Origin of the sequence: Paraburkholderia sp. EG287B (genome assembly GCF_040965595.1) — a bacterium.
Classification (GTDB): domain Bacteria; phylum Pseudomonadota; class Gammaproteobacteria; order Burkholderiales; family Burkholderiaceae; genus Paraburkholderia.
The window spans coordinates 277,806-293,870 of sequence record NZ_JBFRCG010000007.1; the positions used below are offsets into that span (position 1 = coordinate 277,806).

Below are 16,065 nucleotides of genomic sequence, written 5' to 3' on the forward strand. Positions count from 1 at the left end.
AGCGCGGGACATAGCGTTTGGGTTAGCTGGTGCGAAGGGCGGCAAGCAGCCCCTCCACCGGTTGAAACCGAATCTCAAGTTCGGCGAGCAACACGCTCTGCATATCTTTGCGAAAGCCGGCGAGCCAGGCGTGCGGCGCCGCGCTTTCTCCGGCGGACTCCGCCGCGGCCGCTGCGGCTGCACGCTGCCGCTCGAAATGCGCGCCGAGCAGCGCGGGCACGCCGGCGAGCAGGCTGCGCTCGCGCGTGCCGAGCGCCTGCTCCATCACGGCGTCCACCGTCGCGAGGCGCGCGAGCGCAGGCGCACGGGCGGCCAACGCGGCACGCAGGCGGGCGCGCAGCGTGGCGATGTCGGTCTCCATCGCCTGCTGCAGGGCGAGGTAGCGCTGGCGGAAATCCGCGAAATCGGGTTCCACATCGGCAGGCTGGCTGGCGGCCTGCGTGCGTCGTCCGTCGCGCCGCGCAGGCGCACCTTCGCCCGCAATGGCCTTTCTCAGCGTTGCGCGCACGCGCTCGCTCTGGCTTTGTTCGGCGCTGGCGCCCACGCGCGTGGCTGGCTCGCCGCCCGGCGTCTGGACGCTCAGCGCCGTTGAAAGCGCGATGGCGTCCGTCCAGCCGAGCCACTGGCTCAGCTGGTCCGAGATCGATTGCCGGGATTCGGGCACTTCGGCGTCGCCGAAGCGGGCAAGTAAGCGAACGAGCGTCGGGCCGCTCAACGCGAGGCGCTGCGGGGCTAGCACTTTTCCACCTGGGCAAAAAACCCGCTAGTTTACACGCCCGCGAGGGGGCGGCCGGCATCGGCCGTCTGCCGGGCGCCGGAACGACGGCGCGGCGGCTCGTGAAAGCGCGGCGCCCGCGGGCGCGAGGCCGCGCCGCGCGGGGGCTTCAGGCGCCTGAGCCGTCAGGCCTTGGCGCTCTCGGCCAGGATCTGCTGGATCGCCTGCTCGAAGGTTTCGACGGGCTGGCCGCCGCTGACCAGATACTGCTGGTTGAAGATGATCGCCGGCACCGACTGGACACCGGCCGCCTGGTATTCGTGCTCTTCGGCGCGCACCTCGTCGGCATACTGGCCGCTTTCGAGGACGGCGCGCGCTTTGTCTGCGTCGAGCCCCACGGACTGCGCCGCCGCGACGAGCACCGCGTGGTCGCTCGTATCCTTGCCCTCGCCGTGATACGCACGCAACAGCGCGAGCTTGAGCGGCAACTGCTTGCCTTCGATGCCGGCCCAGTGCAGCAGACGGTGCGCGTCGAAGGTGTTGTAGACGCGCTCGCGCGGCCCGAACGCGAAGCCGACGCTCGCGCCGCGCTCGCCGATCATGGCCTGCGTTTCGGCGATCTGCTCGGCCGTGCGGCCGTACTTCTTGCCGAGATACTCGACCACGGATTCGCCGCCCGGGCCCATCTGCGGATTCAGTTCGAAGGGGTGCACGACGATCTGTGCGTCGACGGTGTCGCGCAGCCGTTCGAGTGCGAGGTTCAGCGACGAGAGGCCGATGGCGCACCACGGGCACGCGATGTCGGAGACGAAATCGATTCTGAGCGGTTGTTTCATGGCTTTCCTGATCCGGTTGAACGCCGGGCAACTGAGGCGCGGTGCAGCGCGGGTGCGCAAGCAGCGTGCGCACCCGGCGGGGAGGATTCGTCAGTTCATTCGTCCATCATACGGGCTTTGACCTTCTTGCCCTTGACCTTGCCCGCGTTGAGCTTGCGCAGCGCGTCGCGCGCGATGCTGCGCTCCACGGCCACGTAGGTCGAAAAGTCGGTCACGTTGATCTTGCCGATCTGCGAGCCGCTGAAGCCGGCTTCGCCCGTGAGTGCGCCCAGCACGTCGCCGGGTCGGATCTTTTCCTTGCGGCCGCCCAGGATCTGCAGCGTTTCCATCGGCGGCAACAGCGGCTCGTTGCTGGCGGGCTTCAGTTGCGCGAGCGGGCTCCACTCGACTTCGCGCTTGAGCGCCTGCTCGATGCCGCCCACGCGGCCCATCTCGTCCATGCTCGCGAGGCTGAGCGCCCAGCCGTCCTGGTCGGCGCGGCCCGTGCGGCCGATGCGGTGCACGTACACCTCCGGGTCGGGGGTGACGTCCACGTTGATCACGGCTTCGAGCTGCGCGATGTCGAGCCCGCGCGCGGCCACGTCGGTCGCCACGAGCACCGAGCAGCTGCGGTTGGCGAACTGGATCAGCACCTGGTCGCGCTCGCGCTGGTCGAGCTCGCCGTGCAGCGCGAGCGCGTGAAAGCCTTGCGCGCGCAGCACGTCGAGCAGGTCGCGGCATTGCTGCTTGGTGTTGCAGAACGCGAGCGTGCTCACGGGGCGGAAGTGGTTGAGCAGCATGCCCACGGCATGCAGGCGCTCGTCTTCCGTGACCTCATAGAAGCGCTGGCGGATCTTGCTGTCGTCGTGATGCTCTTCGAGCTTGACTTCCTTCGGGTTCCGAAGGAATTGCTGGCTCAGCTTCGTAATGCCTTCGGGATAGGTCGCCGAGAAGAGCAGCGTCTGGCGCTCCTTGGGACATTGGCGCGCCACGGTGGCGATGTCGTCGAAAAAGCCCATGTCGAGCATGCGGTCGGCTTCGTCGAGCACGAGCGTATTGAGCGCGCCGAGCGCGAGGTTGCCGCGCTCCAGATGGTCCATGATGCGGCCCGGCGTGCCCACGACGATATGCGCGCCATGTTCGAGGCTCGCCGCCTGCGGACGCATGGGCGTGCCGCCGCACAGCGTCAGCACCTTGATGTTCTCTTCCGCGCGCGCGAGGCGGCGGATTTCCTGCGTGACCTGGTCGGCCAGCTCGCGCGTGGGGCAGAGGATCATCGCCTGCACGTCCTGACGGCGCGGGTCGAGGCGCGACAGCAGCGCGAGCGAGAAGGCCGCCGTCTTGCCGCTGCCGGTCTTGGCCTGGGCAATCAGGTCGTGGCCCGCGAAAGCGATGGGCAGGCTCGCGGCCTGGATCGGCGTCATGTCGACGTAACCGAGGCGCGTGAGGTTCTCGAGCATGGCGGGCGCGAGCGGCAGCTCGCTGAAGGGCTGGGCTTGCGTAGGAGTGGCTTTGTTTGTCATGACGGGGTCTCGCGCCGGACGGGTGAGGGCGACGCGGCCGTTCGGTAGAAGTGGCGTCGATGCGGATGGCGCGCTCGCGGTGCGCGCGCGTTCCGGGATTTTAACGGATGCGCGCGCCCGCGCCCGCGCGCGTGCCGCGCGAGGGGCGACGGCGAGCACCGTAGAGGAGGCCGAAAATCATCCGTTTGTTAATCGTGATTTCGCGCAATAATAATCGCCGTATATAGCAATAATGCACGCGCGCGATATGACCAAGATCATGGTCATAAAGTTTCATCGGCCGCGAAGATTTTAATCTCGCGAAATCGCCTGCGATTAATCCAGTTTCCACAATAATCGATTTTCCACGCTGAAGCGGGCGTCGCGTGCTTGCCACACGGCCTGTTCGGGCCGGTCTGAGTATTACTCCGTATTTCCTATTTGCCACAATGACTTACGGATTACTATTCCGATATTTCCAGATTCAGCAAATAACTGTTACATCGTTTGCCAAGGCGATTTAAAGCCTTTGACACGTAGACTTCGCCCGGGATTGCCGGTGTGGCTCCAATACCCGGAGCCGCGTCAGCGCGGTCTGAATGTCATAAGGAAAGTCATGAAGAATACTTTGATTATCGCGGGCGTCCTCGGCGCATTCGCAGCCTCCGCTCACGCACAAAGCAGCGTTACTCTCTACGGCGCACTGGATGCGGGTATCGTCTACGCGAACAATGCAGGCGGTCACGCCGCATGGAACCAGGGTAGCGGCACCGTCGGCGACACGTACTTCGGCCTGAAGGGCAGCGAAGACCTGGGCGGCGGTCTGCATGCGATCTTCACGTTGGAAAACGGCTTCAACCTGAACAACGGCAAGGACACCGAGAGCGGCACGATGTTCAACCGCCAGGCGTTCGTCGGTCTGCAAAGCGACCGCTTCGGTACGCTGACGCTCGGCCGCCAGTATGACTCGATGGTCGACTACCTGGCACCGCTCTCGGCAACCGGCAGCGGCTACGGCAACAACCTCGCGGCTCACCCGTTCGACAACGACAACCTCGACCACTCGTTCTCGATCAAGAACTCGGTCAAGTACCAGAGCGTCAACTACCAGGGCTTCAAATTTGGCGGCCTGTATGGCTTCAGCAATGACGCCGGCCAGTTCGCGAACAACCGCGCATGGAGCGCAGGCGCATCGTACGGCAACGGCCCGCTGAACTTCTCGGCTGCCTACCTGCAGATCAACAACACGCGCACCGGTAACACGAACGGCGCGAGCTCGGCATCGAACGGCAACAACTTCAACCTGTCGGCGCAAACGCAACGCACGTTCGGCGCAGGCGCGAACTACAACTACGGCCCGGCAACGGTTGGCTTCGTGTGGACGCACACGCAGTACCAGAACCTGATCGCCGGCGGTCAGGGCGGCACGACGTTCTCGATCCCCACGGGCACGAACCTGCACCTCGACAACTTCGAGCTGAACGGCGCCTACGCACTGACGCCGGCTCTCGCCCTGAACGCGGCGTACACGTTCACGGACGGCAAGGTCACGGGTTCGAACGGTTCGGGCGATCCGAAGTGGCACACCGTCTCGCTGACGGCTGACTACTCGCTCTCGAAGCGCACCGACGTCTACGCCGGCGCTGTGTACCAGCACGCTTCGGGCGAACTCGGCGACGCCGGCGCGAACGTTGCGATGATCAACACGCTGTCGCCGTCGACCTCGCAGAACCAGGTCGCCGCAACGGTGGGTCTGCGTCACCGCTTCTAAGCATCGTTGGCTCGCTCCCTCGTGGAGCGACGCAGCGCGGAACCCGATCGGCCGGTCGGGTCCCGCGCTGCACGCGGGCGAATCTACCCGAGGCCCGCGGTTTCATCCGCTTTCTACCTGAAGCACGACCGGTTCGCGGTGCGTGGCGCGCTCATGAGGCGCGCCACGGCTGCGAACCGGTTTTCTTTTGTGGCTCAGGATTTTGCGGCTGCCGCAGCAGCGGTCGCAGCCGCAGGCACTGCACTTGCCGACACGGCGACGTCATTCGGCACGTCTTCCGATGCCCCCCGCACCCGCGAAACCCACAGCACCGCCACGCACGTGAGCGCCGCGGCAATCCACCCGTTCTGCCCGAAGCCGATGATCGCGCCATGCGCGCCATTCGTGAGCCACTGGCCGCCCAGCCACGCGCCGATGCCCGTGCCGAGCGCCTGCACCGCACTGTTGGCGCTCAGGAACGCGCCGCGCCGCGCGGGCTCGGGAATCGTCGTGAGCAAGGCCTGCATCGGCACCATGCGGCCCGACATCGAGATCATGAACAGGGCGAAGAACGCCACCAGCGCGAGGAACGGCAGCGTGGGCAGATGGGTGACGAACAGCACCGGCACGAGCGAAACGAGTGCCATCACGCGGAACACGCGGCGCTTGCCGTAGCGGTCCGCGAGACGGCCCACCGCGCGCGAGGTCACGAACGTCGCCGCGCCGCCCGCCATATAGAGCCACGAGAGCTGCTGCGGCGCGATGCCATGATTGCCGACGAGCATCGGCGCGATGAACGGGATCACGAGCATGTGCCCGGCCATCATCGTGAAGGTGAGCGCAAAGGCCTTCAGGTGACGCGGCAGTGTGAGCAGTCGCCAGAGGTTCGGCAGCACGTGCGCGAGCGGCGTGCGCTGGCCGAGATGCGCCGTGAGCGACGGCACGACGCGCGAGCCCGCGAGCCAGATCGCCACCGAGAGCACCACGAGCAACATGAACGGCGCGCTCCAGCCGTAGTGCGCGCCGAGCAGCACGCCGGCCGGCACGCCCGCGATGGCGGCGATGGAGAACGCCGTCATGATGACGCCCGTGGCCGCGCCGCGCCGCGCGGCGGGAATCACGTCGCTCACGATCGCCATCACGATCGAGCCGAGCACGCCGCCGGTGAGACCCGCGAACGCACGCGCGGCGAGCAGCAGATGAAAGTTCGTGGCGAGTGCGCAGGCGAGATTGGAGAGCGCGAACAGCGCGTAGGCCACCTGCAGCAGGCGGCGGCGATCGAAACGGTCGATATACGTCGCAGCAAGGAGTCCTGATAGACCCGAACAGAGCGAATACGCGGACACGGCCGTCGCGAACGCCGCGGGCGTGATCGCGAACGCGTGCATGATCTGCGGGCCGAGCGGCATCATCACCATGAAATCCATGATGACGGTGAACTGCGTGAGCGCCAGCAGCCAGAGCAGGGTGCGTTCGCGCAGCGGTGTGAGAGAAGTGGTCATGTATGGGCTTGGCGCCTGAAAGTAAAAAGGCGCGGCAGTGTTGCCGCGCCAGCGTGATCGATCAGTCGTCGATCGTTTCGTGGGCCCCCTGCGCGCCGCGGCGCCAGTAGGCGGAAGCGCGAATGCGCTTCTTTTCGACGCCGCGCTCGTTGCACAGATGCGCGCGCACCGCGCGGATCGCCGAGGCTTCGCCGGCGGCCCAGACGTAGCCCTCGCCCGGCGGCAGCCAAACTTCGGACACGCCGTCCACGAGCGGATGCTCCGACTCGCTCTCGTCGCGATAGCACCACGTGGCGTAGAGATCCGCATCGGTGGGCAGTTCGATGCGGGCCTCGCGATTCGCCACTTCGACGACCACCGCTACACGCGCGCCGGGCGGCAGCTCCGTGAGGCGGCGCTGAATGGCGGGCAGCGCCGTTTCGTCGCCGATCAGCAGATGCCAGTCGAAGCCCGTGGGAATCACCATGGAGCCGCGCGGGCCGCCCACGCCGAGATACTGGCCGGGCTGCGCTTGTGCCGCCCATGCCGTGGCCGGGCCGGCTTCGTGCAGCGCGAATTCCAGATCGAGTTCATTCGCCTGCGTATCGAAGCGGCGCGGCGTGTAGTCGCGCGCCGCGGGGCGCTCGACGCCTTCGGGGAACACGACGCCGTCGGGACCCAAAGTTGGCAGTACTGGCTTTTCCTCGCCGGCGGCGGGAAAGAACACCTTGATGTGATCGTCGAACGACGCCGAGACGAAGTCGCTTAGATCGCCCGTGAGCGTCACGCGAACGAGCGAGGGCGAGAGCGCCGTGACGCGCGCCACACGCAACAGTCGGAACTTCAGCGGGTGACGCACACGGACGACTTCGAGTTGGGACGGGTTCTGCATGTAGGGCTCCGATGATGTTGGGGTGGCGCGGCGCGGGCCGCCGCGTGGCGCGTGCAAGCGGACGGTCAAACGTCGCTGTTGTCGCTGCCGGTTTCGATTTCCTCGGTGGCGCGCGCAAGAATCGCGGCGATGCGGCGCTGCTCATCCGGCGCGACGTCGGTGCGGCGCAGCAGCGCGCGCTTGAGCGCGCGGCGCGCCTCGATCAGCTCGCGCACCCAGCCGCTGCCTTCGGCCGGATCTTCGCCGGCCATGGCGCGGCGCATGACTTCCATCTTGCGGCCGAAGTGCGTGAGTTTCGCGAGGATCAGGTCCGCGCGTTCGCGGTTGGTCTCGAGGTACGCGCGGCCTTCGGGCGAAAGCTCGTAGCGCTTGCGGTTGCCTTCGAGCGTCACGCTCACATTGCCTAGTTCTTCGAGGTACGTGAGGGCCGGGTAGACCATGCCGGGGCTCGGGCTGTAGAAGCCGTTCGAACGCGCGTCGAGTGCCTTGATGAGCTCGTAGCCGTGGCTCGGGCGCTCGGCGAGCAGCACGAGCAGCATGAGTTGCAGGTCTTCGGACGTGAACTTGCGGCCACGGCCAAAACCGTCGCCGTCGCCGAAACCGCCGAAGCCGCGGCCGAAACCCTCGCCGAAGCGATCGCCAAAATCGCCAGGACCGTCGCCGCCGCGATGACGGCCCATTGCGTGGCGCAGCGCGTGAAGCGCCTGCATGGCCGGGTGGCGGCCGCCGAAGAAGTCGCGCGGATCGCGCGCGGGGTGGCCCTGACGGCCGGTGTGACCAAAGTGCGGATGGTGGCGCATAGGGCCTCCTTGTCTGGTGAGTGTCTTAAAACATGTCTTAAGATATATATCGTAAGAGCGTTTGTCAAAGAAAATATTTGGGGTTATCGGCGCACAAGGCGACGGTTGCGGTGCTGCATGATGTGGGGTCGGAATCTGGGTCGGCGCTGAAATAGACCGGCGGGCGGGTACAGGCAGGCGGAAATCAATCCGATCTTTGTATTGCCTGAGGGCCAGGGCGTACGGGCCGCGGATGGCGTTGCGGTGATCGGGCAGATTTTTGCGGAGGTCCCGCAACCCGGGCACTAGCACGTGTTGCCAGCAAACGCTCGGGTGGGCAGTACGCTCAGGTCGCCGCCAGATCCAAGGTTGCTCAGCGCGTACTCCACGGCACTGATACTCCAGCCCGGTTCGATTTCGCACCAGAATTCCTGATGGCTGGCATCGAGGCGGCGGGCTGCGAGATAGCGGTGCAGATGACTGGCGACCCAGAACTGGCAACCATCAAAGAAGACTTTCATTGCCGGGCGCGCCCTGCGCATTGCGCCGCAGCGGATAGCATTCGTCGCTTCCACCAGTCTGTCGTCGTCGACTGCCCTGTCGCTCAGCGAGAGCAATCGATCGTCGATACGCAGCTGCAGAAACTTGAGGTAGTCGCACCCGAGCACGCCGGGAGGAAGTCTCGTTGATGAGCAGAGGCGCGCCCGGTTATCGTCGGAGTTCATACAGGAATGCCAATAGAGTCACGTGCGGCCAGCGTATTATTTCGGCTGTCTGCTCACGGTGAATCGTCAGCCATCAGATGGCGGATTATGAGCGCCGGGTCAGCAATGTCCAGGATCAGCCGGCGAAGGATGCGTCTGCGCATGTGTTCCTCGTCAAGGATCCACGGCTCACCCTTTTCACTGAGATAGCGTGCGAGGGCATCCTGGTTGTCTGCGCCTGCCGGCAGGTCAAGCCGCACGGCCAGCAGTCCCGCCACGACGTCATCGATCTCGATGTCGAGCGGTCTTGAGTCAATATGAAGTTCGAGTTTCATGACGGTTTAGGGCAAAAAGCGGCACTGCCCCCGCGAAGACTAAAAGAACAGTGCCGAAGAAAATGCACCGGCCGGGCTGGACGACCGGTGCAGAGCGGAACCGACGCGGTCAGTACTCCAGTTCCGGCGCGCTCGCCTGCGCCGGCTTCTCGTCCTTCGGCGCGTCGGCGACCGTTGCATCCGTCGTCAGGATCAGCCCTGCGATCGATGCGGCGTTCTGCAGAGCCGTGCGCGTGACCTTGGTGGGATCGACCACACCCGCCTCGACAAGATCGCCGTATTCGCCGGTGGCCGCGTTGTAGCCGAAGTTGCCCTTGCCCTCGAGCACCTTCGCGATGACCACCGAAGGCTCATCGCCAGCGTTCGAGGCGATCACGCGCACTGGCGCTTCGAGTGCGCGCAGCACGATTTGAATGCCCGCGTCCTGATCACTGTTGACGCCTTTCAGGCTCGTCACAGCCGAACGCGCACGCACGAGCGCGACGCCACCACCCGGCACGATGCCTTCCTCGACCGCCGCACGCGTGGCGTGCAGCGCATCGTCGACGCGGTCTTTCTTCTCCTTCATTTCAACCTCGGTGGCCGCCCCGACCTTGATCACGGCCACGCCGCCAGCGAGCTTCGCGACGCGCTCCTGCAGCTTTTCGCGATCGTAATCGCTCGTCGCGTCCTCGATCTGCGCACGGATGGACTTCACGCGCGCCTCGATGCGCTTCGGGTCACCGGCGCCATCGATGATGATGGTGTCGTCCTTGCGGACCTCGACGCGTTTTGCCGACCCGAGATCCTCGAGCGTGGCCTTCTGCAACTGCTTGCCGGTCTCTTCCGAGATGACGGTCGCGCCCGTGAGGATGGCGATGTCCTCGAGCATGGCCTTGCGACGATCGCCGAAACCGGGCGCCTTGACGGCGGCGACCTTCAGGATGCCGCGCATCGCGTTGACCACAAGCGTGGCCAGTGCTTCACCATCAATGTCTTCCGCGACGATCAGCAGGGGCTTGCCTGCCTTGGACGTGGCTTCGAGGACCGGGAGCAGGTCCCGGATATTCGAGATCTTTTTGTCGTGCAGCAGGATCAGCGCGTCATCGAGATACGCGGCCTGCCTGTCGGGATCGTTGATGAAGTAGGGGCTCACGTAGCCGCGGTCGAACTGCATGCCCTCGACCACGTCGAGCTCGTTCTCGAGTGACTTGCCGTCCTCGACCGTGATGACGCCTTCCTTGCCGACTCTCTCCATCGCGTCAGCAATGATTTTCCCGATTGCCTCGTCGGAGTTGGCCGAGATGGAACCGACCTGAGCGATTTCGCGGTTCGTCGAAATCGGTTTGGACAGCTTGCGCAGTTCGTCGAGCACGGCGGCGACAGCCTTGTCGATACCGCGCTTCAGATCCATCGGATTCATGCCCGCGGCGACGTGTTTCATGCCTTCCTGCACGATCGCCTGGGCAAGCACGGTGGCTGTGGTGGTGCCGTCCCCCGCCACGTCGGCGGTTTTCGATGCAACCTGTTTTACCACCTGCGCACCCATGTTCTCGAGGCGGTCCTTAAGCTCGATTTCTTTCGCGACCGATACGCCATCCTTCGTGATGGTGGGTGCGCCGAAGCTGCGTTCGATCAGCACGTTGCGGCCTTTGGGTCCGAGCGTGACCTTCACGGCATCGGCGAGCACGTTCACGCCCTTGACGATACGGGCGCGGGCGCTGTCATGGAATTTGACGTCTTTTGCACTCATGTTGTTGCTCCGGGTAAAGTCGTTGACTCGACACGTCGCGAACGACCGGGCGGGTGTCCGCGAGCGGTCGAAAGTTCAGGCGGCCTTGCGGGCGGCGCCCGCGTCGGCCTCGAGGACGCCCATGACGTCCTCCTCGCGCATGACGAGCAGTTCCGCGCCATCGACCTTGACGGTCTGGCCTGCGTATTTGCCGAAGAGCACCTGGTCACCGACCTTCAGCTGGAGCGCGCGCAGCGTTCCATCCTGCAGCAGCCGGCCGCTGCCGACGGCGACGACTTCGCCCTGTTCTGGCTTTTCTGCCGCTGAATCGGGAATCACGATTCCCGAGGCCGTCGTCCGCTGCGTTTCGATTCGCTTGACGATAACCCGGTCGTAGAGGGGACGAATCTGCATTTCCATCTCCTGAGCGATTAAAGGATCACCAATAAGGGAATCCGGCTGCGGGTGCCGCGGCGCGCAGAGCGCTGCGGTGCAGCCGAGCCAATGTCTGGCGGAAAGCGAAATAGAGGCGCCGCTTTCAAGGTTCAAGAGGGAGCGCGAATCGCAAATGTAACAAAATATTTCAAAGCGGCAAAAGGATACGGCGGACGGTCCCAAGGCGGTAGACCGTACGTCCGGGGGCGCGCTCGCGCGCGCTGCGCGACTGCGGCTCCACGGGGCAGGGCGGCTGCCGACCGCCGTCCGCATCCAGGCTGTCGTCGGCTTCATCAAGCGCCCGCCACACGCCACTCTTCACCGGTCGGAAGAGCCACCGCACGTAGCCGCGTCGCGCGGCCAGTCGCATCAGGCCATCGCGATCATTCGCACCGTCAATGAGTGCCTCGTCGGGCGGGATGTCGCTTCCGTAGTCGCCAAACGCCTGGCGGCAGGCGAGCGCTTCGGCAGCACCGGCGCCGATCGTATTGCAGCCGCGCCGCTCGATGCGCTCGACCTCCCACGCACCGAACTGCCAGGCCGCGTCGAGCAACATGGCGTCGACGGCTTCGACGCTCTGCCAGGGCGCCTGGATCTGGACGGCGGTGCAGGGGACTGGCCGCGCCGGTATCTCCACGCCGGGGAGCATGAGCGGCGTCGCGCGCCGGAAACCGTGCCAGTGAAGTATCGCGACGAGCGGCGTATTGACCTGCGCAGCGGCGCTGACGGTGACCGCGAAGAGCGGCAGGCGCACGCTTTCGGCCTGTTCGCGAAGTCTGTCGAAAAGGTCCATGAAGCCTCCCGTGGCGTGTTGCAAGGGGCACTTGAAATTTCCGTTCCATGGGCTATTTTATGCATCGCTCAGGTAGACGCGACAAGGCTTGCTGTCGTGCAGCCGTAGGCGGAGCACCGCCTATGGCTGCCCTTCACAGGCCGTGAAGTCGCCAGGCGCGTTTGGCGCAATCGATGCAATCCGGTTGTCCTTCCAGAACGTAGAGGAGGATACGATGAGTCCTGATCCGAAACGGTGGAATCCCTTCAAGTTCCTTCGAGCAGCCTCCCGCAAGTCCGATGCACGAGGCCCGGAAACGCCGCCGCCGCCGGCGAGCGAAAGCGAACCATTGCGCACGTCCTTGCCCGACATTGCGCGGTTGTTCACCCGCGAACCATGGCGCGCCGTGGAGGAGTTTTTTCTTGACCCGCTTACCGGCCGTGTCGCACTCGATCGGTGGTTTGGCGACTTCAGTTCATCGCGCTTCCAGCCGCGTATCGATGTCGTCGATGAAGGACCGGTGCTGCGTGTGACTGCCGAGTTGCCCGGAGTGGACCGCGAAGACTTGCAGGCGAGCGTCGAGGACGGTGCGATCGTGCTGCGCGGCGAGAAGAAGCAGGATGTGCGCAGTGAGGAGAACGGCTGCTATCGGCTGGAGCGTGCCCATGGACGCTTCGTGCGCACGATTCCGATGCCGGAGTACGCCGATCCCGGGCGCGCCCTGGCGAAGTTCGACAATGGCGTTCTCACGTTGACCATTCCGAAAATGGAACCGGCGCCGTGCGCGAGCCGGACGATCGATATCGGTTAGGGCAAGCACGCGAAAGCGTTGAGACAGTAACGGTAAAAGTGGACCGGGTCGTTAGCTCAGCTGGTAGAGCAGCGGACTTTTAATCCGTTGGTCACTGGTTCGAATCCAGTACGGCCCACATCAAACCGGGAGTGTGCGCCGCAGCGGCCACCGGACGCAGCGCCGCGCACGCTCGGGCACCGTTCCCGACACCTGTCACCATCGTCCATGAAACGTCGCTCTTGAGATGCTGCGGGACCTCTTGAAATTTTCGTTCCATGCGCTATTTTATTCATCGCTCAGGCAGTCGCGATAAGCGCTGCGTGTTTCGATTTGTTTGTCGGCGGGGTTTCCCACGGACATGCGGACTGGAGCGCGTGGTTCCATTCGTCCTCCGTGTCGGCCCCGGTTTTCCAGGAGCCAGTCATGAGCGATCCCTTCTTCAGTACCGATCTGCTGGGCGAATTCGACCGCCTGCAACGGCAGATGGCCAGCCTCTTTCCAGCCTTTCCCGCAAGCCTGCGCGCCACGCGCAGCCAGACGTTTCCGCTTATCAACATCGGCAGTACCGACGACAGTGTGGAGATCGTTGCCTTTGCACCTGGGCTCGACCCGGCGACGATCGACGTCTCGATTGACAAGGGACTGCTGACGATCAGTGGCGAACGCAGGCCGCCGGAGCGGCAAGCGGGTGACGATGCACGCGTGTACGCCAGCGAACGCTTCATGGGGGCGTTCCGGCGCGTCATCGAGTTGCCTCAGCACGCGGATCCCGGGAACGTCAATGCGCGCTACGCAAATGGTTGCCTGACCATCAGCGTCGGACGATCCGAGGCATCGAAGCCGCGCGCGGTCACCGTGCAGTGAGCGCGACGTGAACCATGAGACCACGGAGGACATCATGAACGACAGCACTGAACTGGCCACGGGTGCGGCGCGCAACGACATCTCCGCAGATGTGCGCGGCGAACCGTCGAAGCAGCTCACCCGTATCGCGCCCGCCGTCGACGTATTCGAGGACAGCCGGGGCATCACGCTGTATGCGGACCTGCCGGGTGTGCCGCGCGAGAATCTTGATGTGCGCGTACAGGACGGCAATCTGACCATCGAGGCCGAGGCGGTGATACCGACACCATCCGGGCTGAGGCTGCAGCATGGCGAAGTCCGCCACCCGCATTTCCGGCGCGCCTTTGCGCTCAGCCCGGACTTCGATGTTTCGCGCATCGACGCGCAACTGCGGGATGGCGTGCTCAGGCTGACCATCCCTCGCCGCGAAGAAGCGAAGCCCCGTCGTATCGAGGTGAGCGTTGGTTAGGCATATGCACAGGAATGTTTCCGGTCGTGCGGCGCGGGCCGCCGGGTCCGCGCCGTTTTTGGCATGCGCTCAGACAACCATGGACGATACACGCAATCAGAACTGGAAGGGCTTCGCGATCGAAACCAGCGCTATTGCTGTGCGGCACTGCGTACTCCCGCAGGGATCAGGCAGATACGTGGCCATTGTGCGTATCCGGCGCGGCGAGCAGACGGTCGAGGACTGGCATCTGCCTTGCGTCGCAGAGCGCTGGCCAAGCGCGGACGACGCACATCGGGAGACGGTCGAGTACGCCATCCGCGCGATCGATGCGGGACGCTTCGCAGATACGAGGCGACGGGAATCATCCGGGTGAAGATGCCCCTCTGCAGGGTAGCAATGCCCGCGTCCGCTGTTTAACACGTTTCGCTTTTCCGCACCGTGCCCCGGTTCACGGTTCCATTCTTGACGGGAGACGTCGATGCTCAGTCCACACGAATTTGCAACCCTGATGCTGGTTCGCCACGCACCGGACCAGCTCGACATGAACCGCGCCGAACTGGACGCGCTCCTCGAACGGCAACTGGTGATGCTGGAACACGGCTCCGTGGGCAGGCGTCGCGCGCACCTGACGGAAAGGGGCCGGACGGTCCTCGACGTGCTGCATCCGGACAGCGTTGAGCGGCGAAATCGCGCGCCCGGGGCTAACGCAGGCGGGGACGCCAGGGACGGAGTTTCCGGGGTGTGAGTGCGCGATAGGGCCTACGGCCAAGCGGAAGGGCGGTCTCAGGCAATTGTCGCGTCGGAGATTTCCGACGTATTATGTGCAAATGACTACAACCGATGTCTTTGGGGCGATTGCAAACCCGACGCGCAGACGCATCCTCGAAATGCTGCGCGGCGGCCCGCGTGCAGCCGGGGAAATCGCGTCCGCGTTCGCCGTGAACCGCCCGGCGGTTTCCGAGCACCTGCAGGTCTTGCGTCTGGCGGGCCTGGTCACGGAACAGGCGAGCGGACGTCAGCGCCTTTATGGATTGAACGCAGGCAGGCTGAGGGAGCTCGCGGAGTGGCTGCATCCGTTCGAGCAGTATTGGGAGCAACGTCTCGATGCACTCACTGAAATACTCGACGAGGACACGCAATGACAGAACCCGGTCTCATCCAGCTCACCCGCCTCATTCCGCACTCGTCGGCGAGGGTCTGGACTGCCCTGACCGACCCTGCCATTCACGCCAGATGGTGGGCGGCTGGCGATGTGCGCGCGGTCGTCGGGCATCGCTTCACGCTGGATATGGGACCGTGGGGCCAGCAGCCTTGTGAGGTCGTCGCCGTCGAGCATGAACGGCTGCTGTCCTATTCGTTCGCACCCGGCACGCTGAACACGACGATCACATGGCGGCTCGAAGCCGAAGGAAGCGGTACCCGCCTGTCGCTCGAGCACAAGGGCTTCGACCTCGATTCGCCGCTCGGCAAGGCAGCTTTCCAGGGCATGGGCAAGGGATGGCCGGACGTCATTCAGCGGCTCCAGGACGTACTGCACGTGTGAGGGCGTGGGTGCTTGCACTCCTGGTGCAATGCCCGTTATTCTCGCTGCGTATTACCTGGTAGTCCTGCCGGCGACTTCGATTTGCCAGACAGGCCTCGATTGCTCCGGCGTTCGACCTTAATGTCGTCACCCTTCCCGGGGAGCGTCACAGCGGATCGTCGTGGCATTGGCTTTTTCCACCGTCAGGTTGATCGAGCGTGCGCCGCCGGGACGCGTGCGGTGGCGCACGCCCGCGGGAATGGTCAGCAACTGACCCGCGCGCAACTCTATTGCCCCTTCTTCAAAATCGATTATCAATACGCCTTCGATTCCGATGAACGTCTCATCGGAATCGGGATGGAAATGCCAGAAGTACGGCACCTCCATCACGCTGACGTGAATGTCGTGATCGTTGACCGTCGTGACGACCTCATTGCGATAACCCTCGCGTAGGTCAGCTGTCATGGCCAGAAAGTCAGTTGGTTCTATCATGCGCTCGCTCCTGCCTATGGGCTGATAAAAAAGCCAGGTACGCATCGATTGTTCCTGCCACCGTTCCGGCACT

Annotated in this window: 21 protein-coding genes and 1 tRNA gene; 9 read left to right on the forward strand and 13 right to left on the reverse strand. The window is 64.5% G+C overall.

Annotated elements, in window-relative coordinates; translation table 11 throughout:
* Positions 1–22: 22 nt before the first annotated feature.
* From AB4Y40_RS14605 to AB4Y40_RS14620, 4 genes are all read right to left on the reverse strand, one after another.
* Positions 23–739: a DUF3348 domain-containing protein gene (locus AB4Y40_RS14605; RefSeq protein WP_368688291.1), complete on the reverse strand. Its 717-nt coding sequence runs from the start codon at positions 737–739 to the stop codon at positions 23–25.
* Positions 740–900: 161 nt separating this feature from the next.
* Positions 901–1,551 carry a DsbA family oxidoreductase gene (locus AB4Y40_RS14610; protein WP_368688292.1) on the reverse strand — a complete coding sequence of 217 codons (651 nt, stop codon included), beginning with the start codon at positions 1,549–1,551 and terminating at the stop codon, positions 901–903.
* A gap of 95 nt (positions 1,552–1,646) precedes the next feature.
* Complete coding sequence (gene dbpA, locus AB4Y40_RS14615) at positions 1,647–3,053, reverse strand: ATP-dependent RNA helicase DbpA (RefSeq protein ID WP_368688293.1); 1,407 nt, start codon at positions 3,051–3,053, stop codon at positions 1,647–1,649.
* Positions 3,054–3,153: 100 nt separating this feature from the next.
* Complete coding sequence (locus AB4Y40_RS14620) at positions 3,154–3,429, reverse strand: hypothetical protein (protein ID WP_368688294.1); 276 nt, start codon at positions 3,427–3,429, stop codon at positions 3,154–3,156.
* Between the two features lie 219 nt (positions 3,430–3,648).
* Here AB4Y40_RS14620 and AB4Y40_RS14625 point away from each other — a divergent pair, with 219 nt between their 5' ends.
* Positions 3,649–4,803 carry a porin gene (locus AB4Y40_RS14625; RefSeq protein ID WP_368688295.1) on the forward strand — a complete coding sequence of 385 codons (1,155 nt, stop codon included), beginning with the start codon at positions 3,649–3,651 and terminating at the stop codon, positions 4,801–4,803.
* 194 nt (positions 4,804–4,997) lie between these two features.
* Here the strand turns inward: AB4Y40_RS14625 and AB4Y40_RS14630 are convergent, their stop codons facing one another.
* The 8 genes from AB4Y40_RS14630 to AB4Y40_RS14665 form a co-directional block, all read right to left on the reverse strand.
* Complete coding sequence (locus AB4Y40_RS14630; protein WP_368688296.1) at positions 4,998–6,284, reverse strand: MFS transporter; 1,287 nt, start codon at positions 6,282–6,284, stop codon at positions 4,998–5,000.
* Between the two features lie 61 nt (positions 6,285–6,345).
* Entirely contained in the window at positions 6,346–7,155 is an 810-nt protein-coding gene (locus AB4Y40_RS14635; RefSeq protein WP_368688297.1) for a siderophore-interacting protein, read from the reverse strand.
* A 65-nt stretch (positions 7,156–7,220) separates the two neighbouring features.
* Complete coding sequence (locus tag AB4Y40_RS14640; RefSeq protein ID WP_368688418.1) at positions 7,221–7,865, reverse strand: PadR family transcriptional regulator; 645 nt, start codon at positions 7,863–7,865, stop codon at positions 7,221–7,223.
* A gap of 374 nt (positions 7,866–8,239) precedes the next feature.
* Positions 8,240–8,659: a hypothetical protein gene (locus tag AB4Y40_RS14645; protein WP_368688298.1), complete on the reverse strand. Its 420-nt coding sequence runs from the start codon at positions 8,657–8,659 to the stop codon at positions 8,240–8,242.
* Positions 8,660–8,712: 53 nt separating this feature from the next.
* Positions 8,713–8,973, reverse strand: coding sequence for a hypothetical protein (locus AB4Y40_RS14650; protein ID WP_368688299.1), 261 nt, complete (start codon positions 8,971–8,973; stop codon positions 8,713–8,715).
* Between the two features lie 109 nt (positions 8,974–9,082).
* Complete coding sequence (gene groL, locus AB4Y40_RS14655; protein ID WP_368688300.1) at positions 9,083–10,705, reverse strand: chaperonin GroEL; 1,623 nt, start codon at positions 10,703–10,705, stop codon at positions 9,083–9,085.
* A 75-nt stretch (positions 10,706–10,780) separates the two neighbouring features.
* A complete protein-coding gene (locus AB4Y40_RS14660) occupies positions 10,781–11,098 on the reverse strand; it encodes a co-chaperone GroES (RefSeq protein ID WP_238468356.1) in 318 nt (105 codons plus the stop codon).
* 169 nt (positions 11,099–11,267) lie between these two features.
* Entirely contained in the window at positions 11,268–11,912 is a 645-nt protein-coding gene (locus AB4Y40_RS14665) for a diguanylate cyclase (RefSeq protein WP_368688301.1), read from the reverse strand.
* A gap of 214 nt (positions 11,913–12,126) precedes the next feature.
* Here AB4Y40_RS14665 and AB4Y40_RS14670 point away from each other — a divergent pair, with 214 nt between their 5' ends.
* The 8 genes from AB4Y40_RS14670 (at position 12,127) to AB4Y40_RS14705 (ending at position 15,521) form a co-directional block, all read left to right on the forward strand.
* Positions 12,127–12,702, forward strand: coding sequence for an Hsp20/alpha crystallin family protein (locus AB4Y40_RS14670; RefSeq protein WP_368688302.1), 576 nt, complete (start codon positions 12,127–12,129; stop codon positions 12,700–12,702).
* 45 nt (positions 12,703–12,747) lie between these two features.
* Positions 12,748–12,820: transfer RNA gene (locus AB4Y40_RS14675), tRNA-Lys, on the forward strand.
* A gap of 287 nt (positions 12,821–13,107) precedes the next feature.
* Complete coding sequence (locus AB4Y40_RS14680; RefSeq protein WP_368688303.1) at positions 13,108–13,548, forward strand: Hsp20/alpha crystallin family protein; 441 nt, start codon at positions 13,108–13,110, stop codon at positions 13,546–13,548.
* Between the two features lie 34 nt (positions 13,549–13,582).
* Positions 13,583–13,996: an Hsp20/alpha crystallin family protein gene (locus tag AB4Y40_RS14685; protein ID WP_368688304.1), complete on the forward strand. Its 414-nt coding sequence runs from the start codon at positions 13,583–13,585 to the stop codon at positions 13,994–13,996.
* Positions 13,997–14,075: 79 nt separating this feature from the next.
* Positions 14,076–14,351, forward strand: coding sequence for a DUF6566 family protein (locus AB4Y40_RS14690; RefSeq protein WP_368688305.1), 276 nt, complete (start codon positions 14,076–14,078; stop codon positions 14,349–14,351).
* Between the two features lie 105 nt (positions 14,352–14,456).
* On the forward strand, positions 14,457–14,723 hold the full coding sequence (locus tag AB4Y40_RS14695; protein WP_368688306.1) for a hypothetical protein: 267 nt from the start codon (positions 14,457–14,459) through the stop codon (positions 14,721–14,723).
* 82 nt (positions 14,724–14,805) lie between these two features.
* Positions 14,806–15,120, forward strand: coding sequence for a metalloregulator ArsR/SmtB family transcription factor (locus AB4Y40_RS14700; protein ID WP_368688307.1), 315 nt, complete (start codon positions 14,806–14,808; stop codon positions 15,118–15,120).
* Positions 15,117–15,521 carry an SRPBCC domain-containing protein gene (locus AB4Y40_RS14705; RefSeq protein WP_368688308.1) on the forward strand — a complete coding sequence of 135 codons (405 nt, stop codon included), beginning with the start codon at positions 15,117–15,119 and terminating at the stop codon, positions 15,519–15,521. The genes AB4Y40_RS14700 and AB4Y40_RS14705 overlap by 4 nt, the downstream gene beginning before the upstream one ends.
* A 126-nt stretch (positions 15,522–15,647) precedes the next feature.
* Here AB4Y40_RS14705 and AB4Y40_RS14710 read toward each other — a convergent pair whose 3' ends face one another.
* Positions 15,648–16,037 carry a cupin domain-containing protein gene (locus tag AB4Y40_RS14710; protein WP_368688309.1) on the reverse strand — a complete coding sequence of 130 codons (390 nt, stop codon included), beginning with the start codon at positions 16,035–16,037 and terminating at the stop codon, positions 15,648–15,650.
* Positions 16,038–16,065 lie beyond the last annotated feature (28 nt).

What these genes read in the sequence shown, in the direction of transcription:
- AB4Y40_RS14610 (WP_368688292.1), bottom strand. Translation starts at nt 1,551, where the DNA reads ATGAAACAACCGCTCAGAATCGATTTCGTCTCCGACATCGCGTGCCCG.
- dbpA (WP_368688293.1), bottom strand. Translation starts at nt 3,053, where the DNA reads ATGACAAACAAAGCCACTCCTACGCAAGCCCAGCCCTTCAGCGAGCTG.
- AB4Y40_RS14625 (WP_368688295.1), top strand. Translation starts at nt 3,649, where the DNA reads ATGAAGAATACTTTGATTATCGCGGGCGTCCTCGGCGCATTCGCAGCC.
- AB4Y40_RS14630 (WP_368688296.1), bottom strand. Translation starts at nt 6,284, where the DNA reads ATGACCACTTCTCTCACACCGCTGCGCGAACGCACCCTGCTCTGGCTG.
- AB4Y40_RS14635 (WP_368688297.1), bottom strand. Translation starts at nt 7,155, where the DNA reads ATGCAGAACCCGTCCCAACTCGAAGTCGTCCGTGTGCGTCACCCGCTG.
- AB4Y40_RS14640 (WP_368688418.1), bottom strand. Translation starts at nt 7,865, where the DNA reads ATGCAGGCGCTTCACGCGCTGCGCCACGCAATGGGCCGTCATCGCGGC.
- AB4Y40_RS14645 (WP_368688298.1), bottom strand. Translation starts at nt 8,659, where the DNA reads ATGAACTCCGACGATAACCGGGCGCGCCTCTGCTCATCAACGAGACTT.
- AB4Y40_RS14650 (WP_368688299.1), bottom strand. Translation starts at nt 8,973, where the DNA reads ATGAAACTCGAACTTCATATTGACTCAAGACCGCTCGACATCGAGATC.
- groL (WP_368688300.1), bottom strand. Translation starts at nt 10,705, where the DNA reads ATGAGTGCAAAAGACGTCAAATTCCATGACAGCGCCCGCGCCCGTATC.
- AB4Y40_RS14660 (WP_238468356.1), bottom strand. Translation starts at nt 11,098, where the DNA reads ATGCAGATTCGTCCCCTCTACGACCGGGTTATCGTCAAGCGAATCGAA.
- AB4Y40_RS14665 (WP_368688301.1), bottom strand. Translation starts at nt 11,912, where the DNA reads ATGGACCTTTTCGACAGACTTCGCGAACAGGCCGAAAGCGTGCGCCTG.
- AB4Y40_RS14670 (WP_368688302.1), top strand. Translation starts at nt 12,127, where the DNA reads ATGAGTCCTGATCCGAAACGGTGGAATCCCTTCAAGTTCCTTCGAGCA.
- AB4Y40_RS14680 (WP_368688303.1), top strand. Translation starts at nt 13,108, where the DNA reads ATGAGCGATCCCTTCTTCAGTACCGATCTGCTGGGCGAATTCGACCGC.
- AB4Y40_RS14685 (WP_368688304.1), top strand. Translation starts at nt 13,583, where the DNA reads ATGAACGACAGCACTGAACTGGCCACGGGTGCGGCGCGCAACGACATC.
- AB4Y40_RS14690 (WP_368688305.1), top strand. Translation starts at nt 14,076, where the DNA reads ATGGACGATACACGCAATCAGAACTGGAAGGGCTTCGCGATCGAAACC.
- AB4Y40_RS14695 (WP_368688306.1), top strand. Translation starts at nt 14,457, where the DNA reads ATGCTCAGTCCACACGAATTTGCAACCCTGATGCTGGTTCGCCACGCA.
- AB4Y40_RS14700 (WP_368688307.1), top strand. Translation starts at nt 14,806, where the DNA reads ATGACTACAACCGATGTCTTTGGGGCGATTGCAAACCCGACGCGCAGA.
- AB4Y40_RS14705 (WP_368688308.1), top strand. Translation starts at nt 15,117, where the DNA reads ATGACAGAACCCGGTCTCATCCAGCTCACCCGCCTCATTCCGCACTCG.
- AB4Y40_RS14710 (WP_368688309.1), bottom strand. Translation starts at nt 16,037, where the DNA reads ATGCGTACCTGGCTTTTTTATCAGCCCATAGGCAGGAGCGAGCGCATG.